The sequence below is a fragment of the Microcoleus sp. Pol10D4 genome, from assembly GCF_036701555.1.
Lineage (GTDB): Bacteria > Cyanobacteriota > Cyanobacteriia > Cyanobacteriales > Microcoleaceae > Microcoleus.
In genome coordinates this window covers 39,758-61,360 of sequence record NZ_JAUBRA010000021.1, presented here as the reverse complement: position 1 = coordinate 61,360, position 21,603 = coordinate 39,758, and the positions used below count along the sequence as shown (strand labels likewise).

Sequence of the window (21,603 nt, the reverse complement as noted above, 5' to 3'; positions counted from 1 at the left end):
CCCGCTGGGAGTTCCCAACCCCCGGCTGGCCCTTCTAGGAATCCCCGCGATCGCTGTGAGACTTGTCAAAAAACGCCGTCAGCGCGTTCCATGCAGACTTAGCCGCATCCGTCAAGCGAGTGCCGATCGACTCAATTTGCTTCACAATAAGGTGCCAATTCTTTTCAGCTTCCGTGTGAATGTGGTCAACAGCTTGTTCGATGCGATCGCGTTCGATCAATTTATTTTGTTCCACCGCTTCTCGCGCTTGTCGCACTGCTTTCAAATAAGCTTCGCGACTGACTTCGCCGGCATCTTGCACCTGCGCTTGCGCCCGCGTTTTAATCGCATCTACCACCAGCCAATTTTTCTCAGTTTCTTTTTTAATCAGCCTGACTGCTTCTGTGAATCTGTCGTGGGCGAGATCCTTATTTTCTTCGATCGCCCCGGAGGCCTTATTCACAGCTTTTAAATAAGCTTCGCGGGTGAGTTCGCCCGCTGCTTGCACTTCGGCGGTGGCGCGTTTTTTAATTGCTTCAAACAGCGCCGCAGTTTCTGCGATCGCCTCATCAGTCGCGTCGGGCATCTCTTGTTTGACGAGCTCCGTCGTTTCGAGAGTGGCCTCTAAAACTGGTTCCTCGGTTACTTTTGGATCTGTCATATCAATCTTCTCCTGTCGTAGTAAACATTTTCAAAAAATCTCACAGTCCCTGGATGCAGACTTTGCAGGTGTAGCGCCAGAAAGAATTGTGGTCTTTTATACAGACTTTGTAGGTGTAGCGCCAGAAGGAATTCTGGCATTTAATAAGAACTAGGCAATTCTTGTTCCAGCTTTATCAACTTTTGTATCCGCGCTTACCTAGTTGGAATGACCTCAGTTATATTACATTATATCTACCAAAGTTGCTCTCGTGTGTAGGATACCGCCAACTTTTAGGTACGGTTTAGCGCACTTAAATTCGTGATTAGTCTCTATACCTAAAAAAACACACACCAATCAACTTGGTTTCTCAACACAACAAAACGGGCAAATTTAAAAGTTTCAATTTTCCAACTGCAAATCTTCGCTCTCGTCGGTATATAACAAGTGGTGACATCTTTGAGCGTGCAGTAAAGATTGAGGAAATTCGTACTGAGATAATAGGATATCTTCCAGCGCAACTTTCATTTGATTGGCACAGATATGTGGCGGTACTTTGCCCATTCCCGTACCCATGCCGGGAATAGCGATAGTTCCAATGATATGTTTGACTGGCGTTCCATCTGGGACTGAGCCAAATTTAACGAGAGTCAAAATAGCGCGGGTTGCTAGATAAACATTTACTGTTTCTCTTAAAACTGTGGGAACGCGCATAATTGGTGCAGCGATTAAATAGGGGATTTCATCATGATCGGTGTCTACAATTTCTGCCATTCCTACTAATAGTTCGCCGTGATATCGAGCCTGAATTAGTTTTTGCAAGCGTTCAATAACCTGCCTGCCAAAATATTCCGAAATTTCTAACTCTAAGCCGTCATCCATGAAACCAAAACTATTCCCCGGACTAACAATAGCATCGCATTTTACATCAAATATTGAACCGTGATGTATCTTTACATTTTCCATACTGCCGCAAGTGCTTTCCCACGCTCTAACTAAGCCATCGTCTAAGGTAGCCAGCACAATTTGCATAAATACTCTCTCTTAATTTTAATTGCGAACAGCTAGAGCGATCGCCAATTTAATCCTACAATACTTTACCTAAGTCCGCTGGGAGCATCTTAATATTTGTAAAAACACTTCTTCTGGCTCCTTCCTTGTTCCTTCTGACTCTTTCCTCCTGGCTCCTGGCTCCTAGCCCCTAACTCCAATTTTGGGCTGGGCTGCTTTCATTGAGATGCTCCCTCCGATATCGCTGTTCTCAAAAGAACGGTTGAGGATTTAAACAGCGTTTGGTGCGTTTATGATCGTACATGAGTTTGTCAGCCTTTGCCAGCAATTGTTCTAATAAAATTTCATTATTTAAATCCCCAAACTCCACACCAAGACTTATTGATATATAAGCTCGCTCGGACTGTTGATTAAAGCGATCTATATTTTCTTGTAGCCGAGCATGGAAATTAATAGATGAATCACCCGAAAAATTAGGAATAAATAAAGCAAATTCATCTCCTCCCAGTCGAGCCACAATATCCGCCTCACGAAAGGTTTGCTTCAATATTTGAGCTGCGTCAACGATTACTCTGTCTCCCATTTCGTGTCCTAAAGTGTCATTAATCTTTTTCAAACCGTCTAAGTCAGCGAATAAAATAAAATAGGAGGTTTGCGTGCGTCGAGCAATTTTCAATTGTTGATCGGCTAGTAAAAAAAAGCCTCGTCGGTTATATAATCCAGTTAATTCATCGGTCACGGATAGCTTCCTTACTTCTGCTTCTGCCCTCAGACGTTCTTGGATTTCGTGTTCTAAACGTTGATTTTGTTCGAGCAGTTGTTGGCGTTGCTGTTGAATGAGTAATTGATTTTTTACTCGCATCAGCACTTCCTGCTCTTGAAAGGGTTTGGTAATATAGTCTACACAACCCAGTTCAAAGGCTCGAACCTTGTTTTCCAGTTGTTCGAGCGCACTGATAAAAATAATCGGGATCTGATCACTCGCTTCCGATGCTTTTAACTTTTGGCAGACTTCGTACCCATTCATCTCCGGCATATTGATGTCAAGTAAAATCAGATTCGGTGGGTCGCGATGAATACCTTGGAGTGCCATTCTGCCGTTGAGGGCTTTACGGACAATATAGCCCTGTGACTCTAGAATTTTAGCTAACAAGCGCAAATTGTCTGGCGTATCATCCACGATGAGAATATTCGTTTCGGCCGCAAGTTTGAATAAAGCTGTCATTGTCTTATTCCTAAATCTGGGTGAGAGTTGCGATCGCTTCAAGCTGAAAGTTATCGACCAGAGATGTCATCGCCGCGATAAAATCTTGTTTCTCCTTGGGAATTTGAGCGATAAGTTCATAAAGCTTATTATCACTAAGATCGAGTGCGGCTTCATGAACTTCTGCAATCCACTTTGTGGGCATGGTTTTCAAGTCTGGAGTAAATATCTTTGGTGGCGAAGCTGATGATTCTGGCCGAACTTTTTCGGCGTAGCAGTAGCGCACACCCAAGTGATGAGCTATTTTGTCGAAAAGTGTGTCTTCAGTAAACGGCTTGGCAATGTAGTCATCGCAACCGACTTGCAGGCTGGCGATACGATCGTCCTCAAAAGCATAGGCAGTGAGGGCAATTATGCGTGTAATTTGTCTTCTGTCCTGTGACATTTGCCCTGAGTTATCTGCTGATGACTCATGACTCATGACTAATGACTGTTGTGCTCGAATCTGTCTCGTCGCTTCATAACCATCCATGACAGGCATTTGAATGTCCATCAAAATCAAGTCAGGGTGCCATGTTTGCCAACGATCGATCGCCTCTACCCCATTTTCCACCGCACACACCTCAAACCCAACTGACTCCAGCAGCGTCACCAGCAGTTGCCGATTTTCTAGAACATCTTCTACTACTAGAATTCGGTAGATAGGTTGCCCAGGTTCGATCCCGATAATCTGATCGCTAATTTCAGGTTCATCTAAATCAACCGACTCTGGTAGTTCCAAAACGACTTGGCAGGTAAAAGTCGAGCCTCGATTCAGGGTGCTTCGCACGGTGATATCCCCTCCCATCAGACGCGCAAACTCACGACTGATAGACAGTCCTAAACCTGTTCCTCGATCGTGGCAACCGCGATTGGTTTGCATGAAAGCCTCAAAAATTGATTCTAAATCTGAGGGAGAAATGCCAGGCCCGGTATCCTCAACTTCGAGACACAAGGTAATAGTTGGTTTAATATCGGGTGGATTAGTGGCGCGATCGCAATTTGTACCGGATGGCATATCATCTAATGAAAAAGCTCGTCCACGTAGGGCTATGCTTCCTGTTGTTGTAAATTTGAGCGCGTTCCCCAGCAGATTAATCAAGATTTGGCGAAGTTTTGCTTGATCGCCACACACATAACGGGGGACAGTAGCATCCCACTCGCTGCTCAGATGTAACCCTTTCTCAGGCGCTTTGATGGTAAACATCTCGTTAATAGAACCTAGCAGTCGATGCAGATTAAAACAGCTTTTACTCAGTACCAATTGCCCTGCTTCAATCCTAGACATTTGCAAAACATCGTCGATCAAGGTCAGCAGGTGTTCTCCACTACGGGTAATGATCCCTAAATGCTCTTGAAATTCTTCTGGGATATAGGGACTGCGGTTCATAAGCTGGGTAAATCCCAGAATGGCGTTGAGTGGCGTTCTGAGCTCGTGGCTCATGTTGGCAAGGAACTGGCTTTTGGCACGGTTGGCTATTGCTGCCCTTTCTGCAGCGTGTTCTAGGGCAGCTTGCGAAAATTCTAACACCGCCAGCATGAGGATATGTCTCATTTCGGCAGCAGCTTCTAACTCTGCAATCTGCCACGGATAAGACATCTCCCGCACTGTCTCTTGCCACAGTTCAAAGGATTGGCGGGGACACAGGTGCATTTTTCCAATTTCGTCGATCGACACAGCATCCTGTGGATTACCTGCCCAGTTTATGGTTTGAATTTGTTCGGGTCGGAACCAAAGGATATGGTATGACTTTTGTTTGGCATAGCATAGGAAGATTGAGATTGCTAAAACACCGCTAGCTCGCTCTTTGAATTGCTTGGCTTGGGGATACAACTGAGACAAAGAAGCTGTTGCAAACACTCGTTCTTTGTTCTGTTGCAGCAACCACTGCACGAGTTCGTCTACCTCAGCTTCAGATGGTGTTTCACCCACCAATGTCAGACGACCATCGAGCAGAATTGCAGCTCCCTGAGCATGAACTAAATCTAGCAATTGAGAAGCATTTTCGGTCAATACCTGTTCGATAAAATTAGAATCCCGCCGGAATGCCTGCTGAAGTTTATCCTGAATAGTTTTCGCCTGCGATCGGTAAACGTTCAATTCTCGCTCTTGCTGATGCACCAGTTCGATCGAGGCAAATTGTCCTAAAAATTCACAGCTTTTGCGAGTTTCGTAATCTACCAATCGCGGGCTGTAATGGTGACAGGCAATTAATCCCCAGAGACGCCGATCGTCAATTAACGAAATCGTCAGTGTCCCAGCCACTCCCATATTCTGCAAATATTCAATGTGGTAGGGAGATACTCCCCTTAACACACAAGCACTGAGATCCTGGGGTGTATTGGTTAGGGGATGGTTGGTGGGAATTAGGCGGGCCGGGGTGTAATTGATATTGGGAATTTGGCGCACCCAATTGCTGTAAAACAATTTGCGGGCGGGTACGGGAATATCGATCGCCGGGTAATGCAATCCCAAGTAGCTTTCTAGATAGCTTTCTTTCTCTTCAGCAATCACCACCCCATGCTCATCGGCTTCAAACCGATAAATCATAACGCGATCGAACCCTGTCATGGCTTTTACTTCTCTAGCAATGGTTTGAGCTAAATCAGAAAGACCGAGCGCAGTGCGAAAGTTGAGGATAACTGTTTGCAGACGCTGATAAAAATCCATTGCATGATTATTTTCAATAGTCAATTGGGGCTCTAGTTCCAGAATCAACTCATCGGGTCGCTGATGCACTGTGCTTCTAAAACTTTGAATTTTTCCGTCTTTTAGAGGTATTTTCAGATTAAAACTATTATGAATCTTGAGCTTTTCTTGATTGAGATACCTGACCATTTCTTGTACTTGCTCGTGACCAAATAGCCATGGCAATGGCTGACCTAGCAATTCTGCGACAGCAATGCCAAAAAACACTTCTACATTGTCACTTACTTGTAAAATATTGAGCGTTTTTTCTTGCAACAATAAAAGTATTCCGTGGGGCTGAATATGACCGGGAGCATATACTGATTCTTCACTGCATTCCTCTAAATTTGTTAAATCTAAAGGAGTAATTTCCGAAATCTTTGGTACTTTATGAGGCATTTTAGAGCAGTAGTTATCAATAAAAATCAAGGATGTTTTTTGGAAAACTTTACCAACAATAAAATTGAATTATTGTTGGCTGTGCCTAATTTCCTAAGCTGTTCGGCATTTAAAGGACTTGCGTAAGGTGCGTCAGCATCTAAGGTTTTCCGTTTCAGCGTAAGGGTTCGCGAATGACGCACCCTACTAGCCTCGTTACTGGTTAAATGCTCCACAGCTTAGTCCTAATCAAACGTTTAACTGCACAACAGCTTATAAATCCAATGGAGGAATTCCACTTGGGAAATTACCTCGAATTAGATTAATGATTTTCTCAAATTGATACTGGTTGGCGAGTTCCGTCAGATGAGTACCGAATTGAGTGAGTTCTGAGGAAAGTTGAGCTACCAGTTCAACGATCGCAACATCATCCCCACATAAAGCAGCATCTTCCAACTCAACCACCCATACTTTTGGTAATGTCGCCAGAAGCATTGGATCGAGGGAATCTGAAACGGAAGAGGCAACAGAACAGAAATAAGAAGGAAAACAATCTGTTCCCCGTTCCCCTTTTTCTGTTTCCTCTTCCTGATATACATACTCTAAACCTAGGTATTCCGCCATCTTAAGAAATAGGGTCTGTTCCCGGAAGGGCTTGCTGATGTAGTCGTTGCAGCCAGCAGCTAAGGCGAGGGCGCGATCGCTCTGGGAAGCCTGGGCCGTAAGTGCAATAATGATACTGTTCTGTCCGTCTTCCATTGCCCGAATTTGCTTCGTAGCCTCGTATCCATCTAACACGGGCATCCGAATGTCCATCCAGGTTAGGTCGGGTTGCCATTGTTGCCAAATCTGCACCGCTTGCTGTCCGTTGGTAGCTTCTTTTACCTCTAATCCTAATTGTGTCAGTAATCTGACCATTAGCAAGCGATTTTCTGCTTGATCATCAACCACCAAAATGCGATGATCCCCTTGACAGGGAGCCAGCCCAATCACGAGGCGATTATTCTCTTCGGGTGTAACATTAACTCCACTGATGGGGCTGACGGGAAGGGTAAATGTGAAGGTACTCCCCTGTCCCAGAGTGCTGCTAACAGAAATTTTTCCGCCCATGAGTTCCAACAATTTGCGACTAATGGTTAGACCTAGCCCCGTACCGCCGGTCAATCGCTTCCCAGCTTGAGCTTGCACAAACGCATCGAAGATGGTATTGAGTTCGACCGATGCAATCCCTACACCTGTGTCAGCGACTACAAACTGGAGAATCGGCCGAGTTGTGGTTAATGCCCCTGTACCAGAAGCCTGAATGCTGACTTGCAAAGTAATGCTTCCCCGATCGGTAAATTTGATGGCATTACTCACCAGATTGAGCAAAACCTGGCGCAGTTTTTGAGCATCGACCAGCATAAATTGGGGAACTTCTGGCGCAATCTCGAAACAAAGGTCAAGTCCTTTAGAACTTGCTCGTTCCGCCAACATATTTCGGAGGGAATGCAGCAGCGCAATTAAGTCCAATCCGCTTTGTTCAACTGTGTAGTGTCCCGATTCAATTTTCGAGAGATCCAGCACATCGTTAATCAAACTCAAGAGGTGATCGCCACTGCGACGAATTGTTTGCAAGTCTTCTTTTTGGTTGGGAGTTAGGGAGGAGTCATGGGTCATCACCTGAGCAAATCCTAGAATCACGTTGAGGGGAGTGCGTAATTCGTGGCTCATATTGGCTAGGAAGGTACTTTTTGCCAAGTTCGCTGCTTCTGCGGCTTCCATTGCGTGCTGCAGTGCCAGTTCTTTTTGTTTGCGATCGCTGATGTCTTTGTGCGTTCCAATCATCCGTAAAGGCTTACCATCTTCATCGTAGGCAACGACTTTCCCGTAGTTAGCGATCCACTTCCACTCACCTGACTGGCAACGCACACGATAGTCAAAGGCATATTTGAGAGAGCTATCTTGCAAGTTACTATTGAGAGCCTCAAAAACCCATAATTGATCATCAGGGTGAATCATCTGTTCCCAGATGTTCACATCCATCACCAACTCACCGGGCTTGTAGCCCAGCATCTCCTGGTAGTAGGAATTAATGTAAACTTGTCCAGTTTCAATTTTCCAATCCCATAGTCCATCTCCAGAAGCTTCTAGTGCCAGCATTAAGCGTTCTTCACTCAGTTGTAAAGCGGTTTCCGCTTGATGTTGTCGTGTCACATCGATCGCCACACCACCTAATAGCATTTGCCCAGATAAGTCGGGGATGAGAAATTTGTAAACCAGAAACTCAGCCAGGGTTCCATCTCGACGGGAGGCAATCTCAATCGTTTCAATTAGCTCGTTGGTGTGAGCAACCGTTTGGATATTGTCTAGAAATTGTTGGGCGAAGGCGGCGGGGTAAAGTTCAAAAATGGATTTTCCAATCACATTGTCAGTGGGTAGATCGAAGGTATTGAGATAAGTCTGGCTGGCATAGAGCATTACACCATTTTCATCGGTAATCCAGGCAGGGGCAGGGCTGTGATTCATGAAGGCTTGGAAGCGAGTTTCACTCTCTCGGAGTGCCTGTTCTGCTTGTTGGCGTTCCGCTTCGTTGCGTTTGCGATCGCTAATATCCCGGCAGATACAGAAGTTCATCATCTCATCTTCTAATTCCACCCGGTTCCAGCTAATTTCCACGTCATATACAGAACCATCCTTGCGGCGATGTTGCGTTTCAAACAGCGGAATAACCTCCTCTCTCTGGAGCATAAGTTGTAGTTCTTCCCTCCTCCATTCAGCATCCCAATCAAACACACTCAGATTCAGGGTTTCTTCTAGGGTGTAGCCCAGCATTTGAGCAAAACTGGGACTAGCTTCGACAACATTTCCGACCGAATCCATGACCACAACACCGTCCAGTGAAGTGTTGAAGAAGGTTTTACTCCGCAGGAGTTCCTGTTCTAGTGCAAGTTCGGCTTTTTTGCGATCGCTAATATCTTTCATGAAGCAGTAATGCCCCATAAATTGGTGCTGTTCGTCGTAAGTTGAAATCATCACCACTTGCTTATAAAAAACCGAACCGTCTTTACAAAGTCCTTTCGTTTCAACTTCAACTCTGCCCTCTTGCACCATCAGCCCATAGGCTGCAACCAGTTTTTCCAACTCATCGGGATCTACGGTTTTTTCCCAGGACATCCCGCTCATTTCTTCTGGCTGATAGCCTGCCACGTCAGAATATGCTTTATTGACATAGATGTAACGTCCTTGAGTGTCTATTTTGGAAATGCCGGACAGCGCATTTTTCATCACCTCACTCATTTCTCTAAGCTCTGCTTCTGCTTGTTTGCGATCGGTGATATCTTCAGAAAAACAAAGTAGGTACTGGGGCTGATGCTGCTCGTCGTAAATGGGAATCTTCATTGTATGCAGCCAACGTTTTCCCAGACAATGACTATCAATGACTTCTTCGATAATATTCTCAGTCTTACCTTTTTCAAAGGCTTCTCTATCCTTTTGGTCAAAAAATATAGCCTGTTCTGTTGGGAAAAAATCATAGCCACTTTTGCCGATCGCTTGTTCGGCTGATATGCCAAATAATCGTTCGCTGGTTTTATTCCAAAACTGAAATACGCCAAATCGTTTAGGATCTGCGTCCTTAACAAAAACCGCCACCGGTAAATTATCCAGCAGTGCTTGTAAGAAATTGCGAGTCTTTTGGATTTCCAGCTCTACTTTTTTGCGCTTACTAATATCAATAAACGTAACTACAGCTTGTATGATTTTACCGTGTTGATCGAACTCTGGGTAGGCATTAACTAATACCCAAGCACAACTATCAATTTCTTTTTTGATTCCTAAAACATAATTTTTGAGGGAACTTCCACTGGATAAAACCTGATTCACGGGATATTCCTCTAGGGGCATCACGCTGCCATCTTCCCGCACAAAATGCCAGGCCGGAGATATCGCAGTTTTTCCCAGCATTTGATCCATTGAAAGCCCTAGTAATTCACCAGCTCTTTCATTACATAATTGAATGCTGGTATCTGTCGCATGAATCACAAAACCTGCATTTAAGTTATCGATCAATTGCCGATATCTGGCTTCGCTGACCTGTAAAGCAAATTCAGCTTGCTTGCGCTCCGTAATGTCGGTGTGAGAGCCAGCCATCCGAATTACGTTACCTGCATCCTCCCAAAGTGCCTGACCGCGATCCAAAATCCATTTGTAAGAACCATCTTTGCAGCGAAGGCGATGTTCTGTGATATAAAAAGAAGTTTTCTTGGCAAAATGGTCTTGAACGGCTTGCATCACCCATCCCAAATCATCGGGATGTATCAGATTAGCCCATTCGTCTCGAATGTTTTGAATTTCATGGTCTTCATAGCCCAGCATTTCCTTCCAGCGACTAGAAAAGAAGACCTCATTGGTTTGAACATTCCAATCCCAAATGCCGTCATTATTCCCGCGTACAGACAGTTCCCAGCGTTCTTCACTTTCACGTAGTGCTGCTTCTGCTTGTTTGCGGTCAGCAATATTCCGGGCAATCTTTGAGGCTCCAATTATATTCCCTGTTTCGTCTTTAATGGGGGAGACACTCATCGAGACATCGATTAATGTTCCATCTTTCCTCAGCCTCTTTGTATCGTAGTGTTCGATGCGTTCTCCTCGCTGGATTTTGGTGAGAATTTCCTTTTCCTCATCTCGATAGTCTGCGGGAATCAGTCTTCTCCCTGATTGCCCTACTATTTCGGCCGCTGTATAGCCAAAAATTGTTTCGGCTCCTACATTCCAACTTGTAACTACACCCTCTAAATCTTTACTAAGAATGGCATCTTCCGAAGATTCAACGATCGCAGCTAGTCGGGCGATCGCAATTTCTGCCTGTTGTCGCTGGTGAATTTCCCATTGCAACTGGCGATTGGCTTTTTTGAATTTATCGACTTTGCAATAACTAACTTGTGCGAGATACACGATCCACATCAGCAGCAAAACTAAAACTAAACCACCAATTAATACAACTTTAGGCCAATAAAACTTGACACTTTCTACTAAATCTAAAGTTGGATAAACATCTATTCTCCAGTCTACACCATAGGCTTTAACTACAACTGTTTTCCAAACAGAATATTGAGACAAAAACTCTTGCCCGTAGATCAAATTTGTGCCATCATAGATAGCCACATTGTACCCCTGTGGCACTTTTAAAATACTGTCAAATAGAGTTTGAGACTGAAAAACTCCGACAATAAACCCGTCAAATCGCTCCCCTACAAATAAAGGAAGACTTGCTAGAAATCCTTGACCCCCTTGAAGGAGTGAAATATTGCGAGTTAAGACAGGTTGACGCAAATCACGAGCTACTTGCAAAGTGATTTTGCGACGCAGTTCCCGATTAAAATCTAGGTTTTGCGCTGCCTCATTCCCAGCCAAGGGTACAACCGATCGCACTTTAAATGATCGATCGACTAATTCGATCGCCTGATAACCGTAGAAATCCTTTACATAAGCCTCAGCATCGGCTTCCCAAAGAGCCTTTGGTGTACCGCCATTGGCTTCCCAGCGATTCGCCATTTGCCGAAGTGTCAGCACCCGAATGGATAATCCTTCGGTCAGTTGTGACTGAATCGCATTGGCTTCCTGCTGAATTAACTGCTCGATGTGAATTTGTCCGTTGATGGTTAGCTGTTGCCACGTAAATAAAACAGCAAGAGAAGCCACCAAACCAAGCAAAAGAGGTAGCAATCGTTTAAGTGGTGCTTGGTCTAAACTTATAATTACTTTGCGTTGAGGGCTTACCATAAATTAAGCGATATATGAATAGATATGTCTTCATTTTTTTTGGCTATACTAGGGTAGTTTAATCTTGCAATAAAACCCAGTTTTTAGCCTGAAAACCCGTTAGCGATAAGGAACTTTATAAAGTTTATACCCCCTAACTTGAGCTGTCAAATTCCATAGGCAAAAAATGTTGTTCCTGAACCCATAGCCCTTTAACTAGATTTAGAGAGGGCGATGAGCCACATCTGTTCAAATTGTAAATAGGTATTGTTTGCCAACATTGCCGACAAAACCAGTAGATTTGATGCTCACGAACGTGACGCAGCATTTGATTCGAGCAGCAGGAGCAGTGTGTAATAAAGACCTTTTTTTTAACTAAAGAGTATTTCACTCTTGTTGCAAAGTGCTGTAAGCTCGCTTGAAGCAGCAATAACATGACCCTAGGGAAAAAAATCAAGATGCACTAAAGAATACAACTGCTTAAGGAAAAGACACAACTTTAAACATTTTGTAATAATATTAATAGCGCCAAGAATGTTTATCCCACAATACGCACATTGTTACACACCTTGTAAGGTCACATCTGTTTTTTGAGAATTCTACACTATTCAGAGGCAATTTATGAAGGTATCACGGGCCGACAGTCGGGTGTAAAAAATGCGGTATCCGGAACAATCGATTCCTTCGCCACCGAGGGGATGCTGTTAGTCCCAGAAGCACTGAGACAGGGTGTAACTCAAAGTCAATATTCTCTTATACAGCAGCAGCCTTTAACCTGCATTTCCTACGGCATGATCTTGCCAGTAAGCGACACTGAATGAAAAGAAACAGTCAATAATTTTATTCGCAATCAAAGTTCGACGAACCTGTTGAAAAAAGTGATCGGGCGCAATTCTCCTTTCCTACCAATGAGTGTCGCCGAGCAAGATAAATGTATTTAATCCCCAATCGGCTAAGGTGCTTGGCGCGCACCCGATGGATAGGGGTAATACTAAATCTGCGTTAAAAACCCCTTGCTGCGACTTGACGATTGAAATCGCTCAAGAGTCAAACTTTCGTCCTCGTTGAGAGCGACTAAGAAACAAAGGGGTATTTAAGCCGGATTTCATATAAGCTGCGGATATTGTCAGGGCAAGTGTGATGACCACTGCAACCAGTGGCGTCAATAGGCTCTAAACTGGATTCAGGAAGGCGCGCAGCCCAGGTTTAGGAGGGTCATCAGTGACAGAAAAAAGTTATCAATCGTCTTCTCTACCCACCTACGCGCGAAAGGAACTGCGGGAATTAGTTCGATCGCAGTTAAGGGCCCTGTTGGAAGAAGGAGACTTTAAAGGAGCAAAAGCGATTTTGCACCCGGTGCAGGAAGCAGACATAGCTGAAGCTATCGAAGGCCTGCCAGAAACCATGCAAGTAATAGCTTTCCGCTTGCTTTCCAAAGACGAAGCCATCGCAGTTTACGAGTATCTCGACTCCAGCGTTCAGCAGTCCCTCTGCGAAAAATTCAAACGCCAAGAAGTCATTGACATTGTAGACAAAATGTCCCCGGACGATCGAGCTAAACTCTTTGACGAACTGCCGGCAATATTAGTCCGTCGTCTGTTGGGTGAATTAAGCCCGACGGAACGCGAAGCTACGGCTCAACTTTTGGGTTACGAAGCCAGTACCGCCGGTCGGATCATGACCCCGGAATATATTTCTCTCAAAGAAAGCTTTACCGTCGCCCAAGCTTTAGACAGAATTCGCTCTTTGGCTAAAACTACCGAAACAATTTATTCTCTTTACGTCACTGACGCCGGACGCAGCTTGACCGGTATTTTATCCCTGCGGGATTTAGTCACTTCGCCCCTCGACAAAACTGTCGGCGAAATTATGACCCGCGACGTAGTTTCTGTTCAAACAGGAACGGATCAAGAAGAAGTAGCTAGGCTGATCCAGCGTTACGATTTTTTAGCTGTGCCCGTTGTAGACCGCGAACAGCGTCTGGTCGGCATCATTACAGTTGACGATGCGATCGACATCTTAGAACAAGAAGCAGCCAAAGATATTTATACCTTGGGCGGCGTCCAGTCCGGCGGCGACAATTATTTTCAGACCGATTTAATCACCGTTGCCCGCAAAAGGGTCGTGTGGCTGTTTGTTCTGCTTTTAACTAATACTGTCACCGGCGCAATTATTAGAGCTCAAGAAGATATTTTGAACCAAGTAGTCGCCCTAGCAGCCTTTATTCCCCTGCTGACTGGCACTGGAGGCAATGTCGGAGCTCAGTCCTCAACTGTTGTAATTCGCGGTTTGAACACTGACGAAATTACCGCAATGGGCCCGTTTCAAGTAATTATTCGGGAGGGGATGGCGGGAGCGCTGCTAGGAGCTATATTGGGGACTGTAGCGACGGGCTGGGCTTACACTCTGCAAGGGAGTTTAGAAGTTGCACTCGCGGTGGGAGTGAGTTTGTTTGCGATCGCAATTTTAGCTTCTATTGCCGGTTCAGCTCTGCCGTTTCTATTTCGTTCTTTGGGTTTAGACCCCGCTTTAATGTCTGCTCCCTTTATTACCACCGCAGTTGATGTCCTCGGGGTGTTGATTTATTTCACTTTAGCTAGACAAATTTTGCAGCTTTAATATATTTAATTACATGGCTGTCAATAACAAACTTAATGGGTTTTTCACCATTACTAAATTCGGCGCCTGCGTGCAATTCCCTACCGGATAGCTGCGCTCGCGTACTTTATTCTTATCCGCATACTTGTACCAGTTGAAAAAAATAATGCAATTATAGGCCCGCGCTCCCAACTCCGAGCTTCATCAGTCATTCCACATCTAAAACCTAAAATCTAAAATCTAAAATGGTATTAGCCTATGTCATCATCCAATTCACCAACGAAAATCCAAAGTCCCACGTCCAGCAATTTGTTAGAAACTGCTGAATTGGTTTTTCTTGCTGCCTCTGCTGTGGGATTAGCTGCTAGTTTAGTTTGGGGGCAGAGCGTTTATGCTCAAGTGCCTGTAGTGATTGCGTTGGTGTTGAATTTTGTGAATCGGCAGAAGCTGCACAGGCAAGTTAAAGCAAGTACGGCGGCTACGTTCGATCGGGTAAATCAACAAGCAGCTACTACCGATCGCGCGATCGAGCAATTGCAACTTGCTGTTAATGCTTTAGACGAAGCTGTTGCTCAAACATCTCGCGAAAATCTCAATGTTGGGCCTGGAGAAAACGTACACTCTCTAATTTCAGCAATTGAGAACCTGCGCCAGCGACTAATAATTTTAGAAAAAACTATTAAAATGATTCAAAGCGAGATCGAACTCACCAGCCGCCAATTCAAACAGCGACCGGAGTTGCAACAAGTCGAAACTTTGACAACAATAATTCTGGACTTGCAGCAGTTTATCAACGAACTGCCACAGTGGGGCAGTTTGCAGCAGCGGCAGCTAACAGAACTTCAGCAAAAAGTAGACAATGCTTTGGCTGAGCTCTCAGAAGAAATTGCTGTAATTCCCAACCGCGTGCAAGAGGCGCTAGCTAGTCGCGGTGGGGCAATTAACCCACAGTTGAGTTCTGGTTTGAATGCCGATCAAAAGAATGGTTATCGACCTAAAACCCAGAATGAGAAAATTCGCCAGAAATATCCCAGAGCTTATGTCAAGTGGAGTCAGGATGAAGACGAAAATTTGAAGAAAGAATATGCTAGCGGTCAACAAATTGACGAATTAGCTCAGAGATTTCAGCGACAGCCTAGTGCGATTCGTTCGCGATTACAAAAATTAGGATTAATCGAATAATGGTAATATCATTTCCGGTTACACCGGAATGATGTTGACTGTTGACGGTTGACTGTTCACTGTTCACTGTTCACTGTTCACTGTCAACAGTCAACAGTTAACTCGAATTTACTATTCCGATGGTAACGGATTTGATATAATTTGTAACCACAAAAAACAGTCAACAGTCAACAGTCAACAGTCAACAGTCAACTGACAAAGCGATCGCCCTGTTTTTTCAAAAGAGCGATCGCTTTGTTTCTGTATTCAGTACCGGCTGCCAACAGCGGGCCACTAACATCACATCTCAAGGCTTTTTAGCCTGGGTCTACCTCATTTTAGAAATCTTGGGGTAACAAAGAACTTAAACGCTCCAACAAAGGATCGGAATTCCGAGGAGGAGCAACTTCAGCATCAGACACTACATTATCATCCGCTACAGACTCAGACTCAATCGGGTCAGGCTCTACTACTTTTGAAACTTGGGCAAAAGAAACTTGAGCAAACTTACTGTTAACACTCCCCTGCAACTGATCCAACTGGGCGCCCAGTTGACTCAGGTGATGTTCCAGTCCCTCCAAACGGCTTAATTCCTCTGCCGAAACATTGTGCTCAAACTCAGCAAATTTTTCCACAAGTTCAGCAATACGCTGTTCCAACCGCTGAAAGCTCTGTGTAGAGCTAGCAGACTCAGATACAGACAAAAACTGCCACAAAGCTTGCTTGCAGAGATTGCTGAAAGTCTGATACTTCGTGAAAGCCAACTCTTTTTCAATAGCGGCCAGCAAAGTTTGATCCGCAGCATCTTCCGTAAACGCCACCGAGAAATTCGCCTTATTTTTTGCCCACAGTGCCATAGGGTTCAAGCCTTAATGCGTTACTTTATCGTGGCTAGCTGAGCCTCAGCATAAATAAACTGTCCCAAAGCATTAGCTTTCCGGGAAGGCTGAGCCAAGTGAGCCTTAAGATTGGCGTCTTTAAGCAAAGGTTGCAAAACCTCCCAGAAAAACTCGCCGCCACCGCCAGTCAGAACCACATCCGTCACCCGTTCCGGCAGCCACTGGACCAAACGTTCGGACAGTTCGTTAGCGAAAGCCTCCCGCAAATCCTTAATAATCGGATCTAAATTAGTCGGCTTAGTCGCTCCTCTGGGGCGGTAAAAACGCTGGCCCTCGGGTTTATTCACCGCTTCCAGTAAAGACAGAGATTGAGGGTCTGCACCCGGAATTTTTGAGGCAACTTGTTCGTAGAACTTGTTCATTGCGAAGGAATCGCTCTTAGAAGCGGCCCGGGCGAACCGGAAACGATCGACCATTAACAAATCGGTAGTTTGGTGTCCGATATCAACAACAGCCACCGACAGTTCGGGCAACTCCGGCGTAAACTCCTTGTTATCTTGAGCCTCGCACCAAATCAGGCTGCCGAACCCTTCCGGCATCACCCAAACGTGACTGATATTAATATCAACACGCTCGCCCCGGTACACCACAACGTGGGGAGAGCGCAGTTGGCTGATAATCTCTTCCTTTTCCTTCTCAAACTGATCCTGCGAATAAAACGGCAAACCCAGCACAACTGCTATGTCGCCTTTCATCTGGAAATATCCAGCACAGGAAAAGACCTTAACCAAAGCATCTACTACTTTCGACTGGTCAGCGCCACCGAGATTAGCGCCAAAATCTGCCGCCAATTGACCGATCGCGTAGCCCTTGCCCTGGTACTCCAGCCACATATCCAACAGAGGGTCTGTTGCTTTGGACTCAAAGCTGCCACCCCGCACCTTTTCCACGGGCATAGTAGCCACGTTGGCAGGGATGAAAACAACGCTACTAGGGTTGCGACTCACGCAAGCTTTAGTTGCCGTCCGACCCAAATCAGCACTAATAATCGATTTGTTAGAAGCGACTTTAGTCTGCTGGGTCAGCATAGCCGAATTAGGAACAAGCTGTCTAGTTGTCATTGAAATGTGTTACCTCACTGAGCCTCACCATTATCATGCCTTATCCCTTGACACTGCCACGCTTAAAGACAGTGGGTTTTGCGGCGATTCTTCTAACTCTACCTAGATCGGTATCGAAATCAGCACCAAACATTATATTCGGGACGATCGCCCTTACCGTAACTAACCTAACTTTTTCTGGAGCCATCGTCCTCGAAGCTCTGTTGCCTGAGAGTGCATTGTTAAGTTAAATTTAGTTAAGATTCTGAGTGTAAACTTTTGTCGCACTTCTCCGACACCGCGATCTTACCCGATCTGTCCCCAATTCAAGGCATCCGCATTTATGAAAATTTCTTGGCGAACTATACTACTTTGGACTTTACCCGCCTTAGTCATCGGCTTTTTCTTGTGGCAGGGGGCCTTTGCCCCATCCCCCGCAGAAATGAGCAAGAACACCGCCAGCACCCGTCTGAGCTACGGTCGATTCTTAGATTACTTAAACGCCGGTCGAGTGACCAGCGTTGACCTTTACGACGGAGGTCGGACGGCTATTGTCCTAGCAGTCGATCCCGAACTGGACAATCACGAGCAGCGGTGGCGGGTAGACTTGCCCTCAAATGCCCCGGAACTGGTTTCTAGGCTCAGAGACTCCAAAATCAGCTTCGACACCCACCCACTACGCAACGACGGTGCTGTCTGGGGACTTTTAGGCAATCTAGTATTTCCCCTCTTGTTAGTAGGAGGCCTGTTTTTCCTCTTCCGCCGCGGTGGCAACGTTCCCGGCGGCCCGGGCCAAGCCATGAACTTTGGCAAATCCAAAGCTCGCTTTCAAATGGAAGCTAAAACAGGCGTACTGTTCGACGACGTAGCAGGCGTTGAGGAAGCCAAAGAAGAACTTCAAGAAGTGGTGACATTCCTCAAAAAACCCGAACGCTTCACCGCAGTCGGGGCGAAGATTCCCAAAGGCGTGCTGCTAGTGGGCCCTCCCGGAACCGGTAAAACCTTGCTGGCAAAAGCGATCGCAGGGGAAGCCGGCGTGCCTTTCTTCAGCATCTCCGGTTCAGAATTTGTGGAAATGTTCGTCGGTGTCGGCGCTTCCCGCGTCCGCGACTTGTTCAAGAAAGCTAAAGAAAATGCTCCTTGCATCATCTTTATCGATGAAATCGATGCAGTGGGCCGCCAGCGCGGCGCCGGTATCGGTGGCGGTAACGACGAACGGGAACAAACCCTGAACCAGTTGCTGACCGAAATGGACGGTTTTGAGGGCAATACTGGCATTATCATCATTGCTGCCACGAACCGCCCCGACGTGCTCGACTCAGCGCTGCTGCGTCCGGGACGTTTTGACCGCCAAGTTAGCGTAGATACGCCGGATATCAAAGGCCGCTTGGAAATTTTGGAAGTTCACGCGCGCAACAAGAAGCTGTCTACAGAGATTTCTCTGGACGCCATCGCCCGCCGCACTCCTGGTTTTACCGGTGCTGATTTGGCTAACTTGCTCAATGAGGCTGCTATTTTAACCGCCCGTCGCCGCAAAGAAGCGATTACGATGCTCGAAATTGACGATGCAGTCGATCGCGTGGTAGCAGGTATGGAAGGCACTCCTTTGGTGGACAGCAAGAGCAAGCGTTTGATTGCTTACCACGAAATCGGCCACGCGATCGTCGGTACAATCATTCAAGCCCACGATCCAGTTCAAAAAGTTACCTTAGTACCTCGCGGACAGGCCCGCGGCTTGACTTGGTTCATGCCCAGCGAAGACCAAGGTTTGATTTCTCGATCGCAAATTTTAGCCCGGATTAGCGGTGCTTTGGGTGGCCGCGCAGCCGAAGAAGTAGTTTTCGGCGATGCCGAAGTAACCACCGGTGCCGGCAACGACTTGCAGCAAGTCAGCGGTATGGCGCGCCAAATGGTGACTCGCTATGGGATGTCTACCTTGGGCCCGATCGCCCTGGAAGCCCAGCAAAGCGAAATTTTCCTTGGCCGCGACTACACAGCGCGATCGGAATATTCCGAAGAAATAGCCTCTCGGATTGACGGACAAGTTCGATCAATTGTCGATCACTGCTACGACGATGCCCGCCGAATTATTCGCGAAAATCGCACCGTGATCGATCGCTTAGTCGATTTGTTGATCGAAAAAGAAACCATCGACGGCGAAGAGTTGCGCCTAATCGTTTCTGAATACACTTTTGTTCCTGAAAAAGAACAATACGTTCCTCAGCTTTAAGACTTGTTTAAAAAGTAGGGACACGGCATTGCCGTGTCTTTAAAAAGTAGGGACGCAACACTATTGCCACGTCCCTACTTTTTTATTAAACTGTCAATAATATTAAACCGCCCCTAAACACCAATTAACGCAGATGAATACTACATTTGCCCTACATACTAAGAATTTGTCATTTTTTTTTATAGCAGCTTTTATTTTTGTTTGTGTCAATACTTTGAGCGCCCGCGCCGAAAAATTAAGATGTTTTGTAGATATTTGCATCGACCCCAGCAGCGTTGAATTAAGTAAATCCGATATTCCGGGTGCTCCTTCTTATCCAGTCAGAACTATTTTAGGAACTCAACAGTTTAGTAACCAGAAATTGTTGGCGCAAATGGAAGTTAACTGCCAGCAGCGACAGTTTAGAACCGTCATAGTTAGCGAAGATGGCGAAAATTGGTCGAATTTCGATCCGAGATGGACTTTAGTCGATCGCAACTCATCTTTGTCTCGGCTGGTTGACTATACTTGTCAATTGGCGATCGCAGAACAAGAGAATAAATAAGTAGACCCAGAAAAAAAACAGATCACCTATATCTTCAACCCTGGGCTTGCGGGTGCAAGTCTGACCAGCAGCCCTTGAAACCGCCGAGTGTTAATATTACACTCAATCTAAAATCTAAAATCTAAAATCTAAAATCGGATGACCAACCCCACCGAATACCGGCAAAGACGCGAACAATTAATGGCAAAAATTGGCAGCGGGACGGCGATATTTCGCAGCGCGCCCGCAGCCGTCATGCACAACGATGTAGAATATGCTTACCGACAAGATAGCGATTTTTTCTACTTAACCGGTTTCAATGAAGCTGCGGCGGTAGCAGTGCTCGCGCCGCACCACGAAGAACACAAATTTGTGTTGTTTGTGCAGCCAAAAGACTTGGAAAAAGAAACTTGGCACGGTTATCGCGCCGGAGTAGAAGGCGCTAAGGAATTGTACGGCGCGGATGAAGCTTTCCCCATCGCCGAACTTGCCGAAAAATTGCCGAAATATTTAGAAAAGGCCGATCGCATATACTATCACTTCGGGCGCGATCGTAGTTTCGACCAAACAGTCCTCAATCACTGGCAGCGCTTGATGGCAACCTACCCCAAACGCGGCACAGGCCCCACAGCAATCGAAGATTCCAACATCATTTTACACCCGATGCGGCTGGTGAAAAGCGAAACTGAATTAGCATTAATGCGAAAAGCTGCTAATATCTCAGTTGCAGCGCACAACCGCGCCCAAGAATTCGCCAAACCGGGCAGATATGAATATGAAATTCAAGCTGAAATAGAACATACTTTTGGCTTAAATGGCTGCACTCCCGCTTACCCTTCAATTGTTGCATCCGGTTACAATTCCTGCGTCCTCCACTACATCGAAAACAACCGCCAAATGCAGGAAAACGATTTGTTGCTAATAGATGCCGGTTGTGCTTGCGACTACTACAACGCCGATATTACTCGCACCTTTCCTGTTAGCGGCAAATTTACAGCCGAACAACAGATAATTTATGACTTAGTTTTGCAAGCACAATTGCAGGCAATTAGTCAAGTATATCCGGGAAATCCTTACAGCAAAATTCATGAAACGGCAGTGCGCGTTTTGGTGGAAGGTTTAATGGATTTAAAACTTTTAGTGGGGGACATTGAAGAGATAATTAAAGAAGAGAAATACAAGCCATTTTATATGCACCGCACTGGTCATTGGCTGGGATTGGACGTGCACGATGTCGGCGTTTATCAGTACGGCGAAAATTCGCAAGTTTTGCAGGCAGGACAAGTGCTGACGGTGGAACCGGGGATTTATATTTCTCCTTATATTAAACCCGTTGAAGGACAGCCGGAGGTTCCTGAAAAATGGCGCGGTATTGGTGTCAGAATTGAAGATGATGTTTTGGTGACGTTGGAAAGTCATGAAGTCTTGACGGCGGGAGTTCCTAAATAAAGGAAAAGTAGAAGGCTTTGG

At 45.7% G+C, this 21,603-nt stretch carries 14 protein-coding genes; 6 read left to right on the top strand and 8 right to left on the bottom strand.

All coding sequences use genetic code 11. The features are described from left to right. Positions 1–34 precede the first annotated feature (34 nt). The 5 genes from QUA36_RS13205 to QUA36_RS13185 form a co-directional block, all read right to left on the bottom strand. A complete protein-coding gene (locus QUA36_RS13205) occupies positions 35–640 on the bottom strand; it encodes a hypothetical protein (RefSeq protein ID WP_333457913.1) in 606 nt (201 codons plus the stop codon). A 381-nt stretch (positions 641–1,021) separates the two neighbouring features. Next, a complete protein-coding gene (locus QUA36_RS13200) occupies positions 1,022–1,651 on the bottom strand; it encodes a macro domain-containing protein (RefSeq protein ID WP_333457911.1) in 630 nt (209 codons plus the stop codon). A 229-nt stretch (positions 1,652–1,880) separates the two neighbouring features. Then, positions 1,881–2,855: a diguanylate cyclase gene (locus QUA36_RS13195; RefSeq protein WP_333457909.1), complete on the bottom strand. Its 975-nt coding sequence runs from the start codon at positions 2,853–2,855 to the stop codon at positions 1,881–1,883. 10 nt (positions 2,856–2,865) lie between these two features. Continuing rightward, positions 2,866–5,961 (bottom strand): response regulator, encoded by a 3,096-nt coding sequence (locus QUA36_RS13190; protein ID WP_333457907.1) that lies wholly within the window; start codon positions 5,959–5,961, stop codon positions 2,866–2,868. Between the two features lie 252 nt (positions 5,962–6,213). Next, on the bottom strand, positions 6,214–11,703 hold the full coding sequence (locus QUA36_RS13185) for a PAS domain S-box protein (protein WP_333457905.1): 5,490 nt from the start codon (positions 11,701–11,703) through the stop codon (positions 6,214–6,216). Positions 11,704–12,272: 569 nt separating this feature from the next. On the opposite strand from QUA36_RS13185, the gene QUA36_RS13180 reads away from it, so the two are divergent. From QUA36_RS13180 to QUA36_RS13170, 3 genes are all read left to right on the top strand, one after another. Further along, complete coding sequence (locus tag QUA36_RS13180) at positions 12,273–12,503, top strand: hypothetical protein (protein WP_333457904.1); 231 nt, start codon at positions 12,273–12,275, stop codon at positions 12,501–12,503. A 400-nt stretch (positions 12,504–12,903) separates the two neighbouring features. Next, positions 12,904–14,301 carry a magnesium transporter gene (gene mgtE / locus QUA36_RS13175; protein WP_333453836.1) on the top strand — a complete coding sequence of 466 codons (1,398 nt, stop codon included), beginning with the start codon at positions 12,904–12,906 and terminating at the stop codon, positions 14,299–14,301. A gap of 237 nt (positions 14,302–14,538) precedes the next feature. Then, a complete protein-coding gene (locus QUA36_RS13170; protein ID WP_333457902.1) occupies positions 14,539–15,462 on the top strand; it encodes a hypothetical protein in 924 nt (307 codons plus the stop codon). Positions 15,463–15,779: 317 nt separating this feature from the next. On the opposite strand, the gene QUA36_RS13165 is transcribed toward QUA36_RS13170, so the two are convergent. The 3 genes from QUA36_RS13165 to QUA36_RS13155 are packed head-to-tail and all read right to left on the bottom strand — an operon-like array spanning position 15,780 to position 17,588. Further along, positions 15,780–16,298, bottom strand: coding sequence for a hypothetical protein (locus QUA36_RS13165; protein ID WP_333457900.1), 519 nt, complete (start codon positions 16,296–16,298; stop codon positions 15,780–15,782). Positions 16,299–16,318: 20 nt separating this feature from the next. Then, the gene (locus tag QUA36_RS13160) at positions 16,319–17,401 is read right to left on the bottom strand and encodes a ParM/StbA family protein (RefSeq protein ID WP_333048413.1); all 1,083 of its coding nucleotides are present in this window, start codon (positions 17,399–17,401) and stop codon (positions 16,319–16,321) included. 40 nt (positions 17,402–17,441) lie between these two features. Beyond that, positions 17,442–17,588, bottom strand: coding sequence for a hypothetical protein (locus tag QUA36_RS13155; protein ID WP_333457898.1), 147 nt, complete (start codon positions 17,586–17,588; stop codon positions 17,442–17,444). A gap of 135 nt (positions 17,589–17,723) precedes the next feature. Between QUA36_RS13155 and ftsH2 the strand changes: the two genes are divergently transcribed. The 3 genes from ftsH2 (at position 17,724) to QUA36_RS13140 (ending at position 21,582) form a co-directional block, all read left to right on the top strand. After that, on the top strand, positions 17,724–19,610 hold the full coding sequence (gene ftsH2 / locus QUA36_RS13150; RefSeq protein WP_333311582.1) for an ATP-dependent zinc metalloprotease FtsH2: 1,887 nt from the start codon (positions 17,724–17,726) through the stop codon (positions 19,608–19,610). A gap of 133 nt (positions 19,611–19,743) precedes the next feature. Beyond that, a complete protein-coding gene (locus QUA36_RS13145) occupies positions 19,744–20,154 on the top strand; it encodes a hypothetical protein (RefSeq protein WP_333457896.1) in 411 nt (136 codons plus the stop codon). 138 nt (positions 20,155–20,292) lie between these two features. Next, complete coding sequence (locus QUA36_RS13140; protein WP_333457894.1) at positions 20,293–21,582, top strand: aminopeptidase P N-terminal domain-containing protein; 1,290 nt, start codon at positions 20,293–20,295, stop codon at positions 21,580–21,582. Positions 21,583–21,603: the final 21 nt, after the last annotated feature.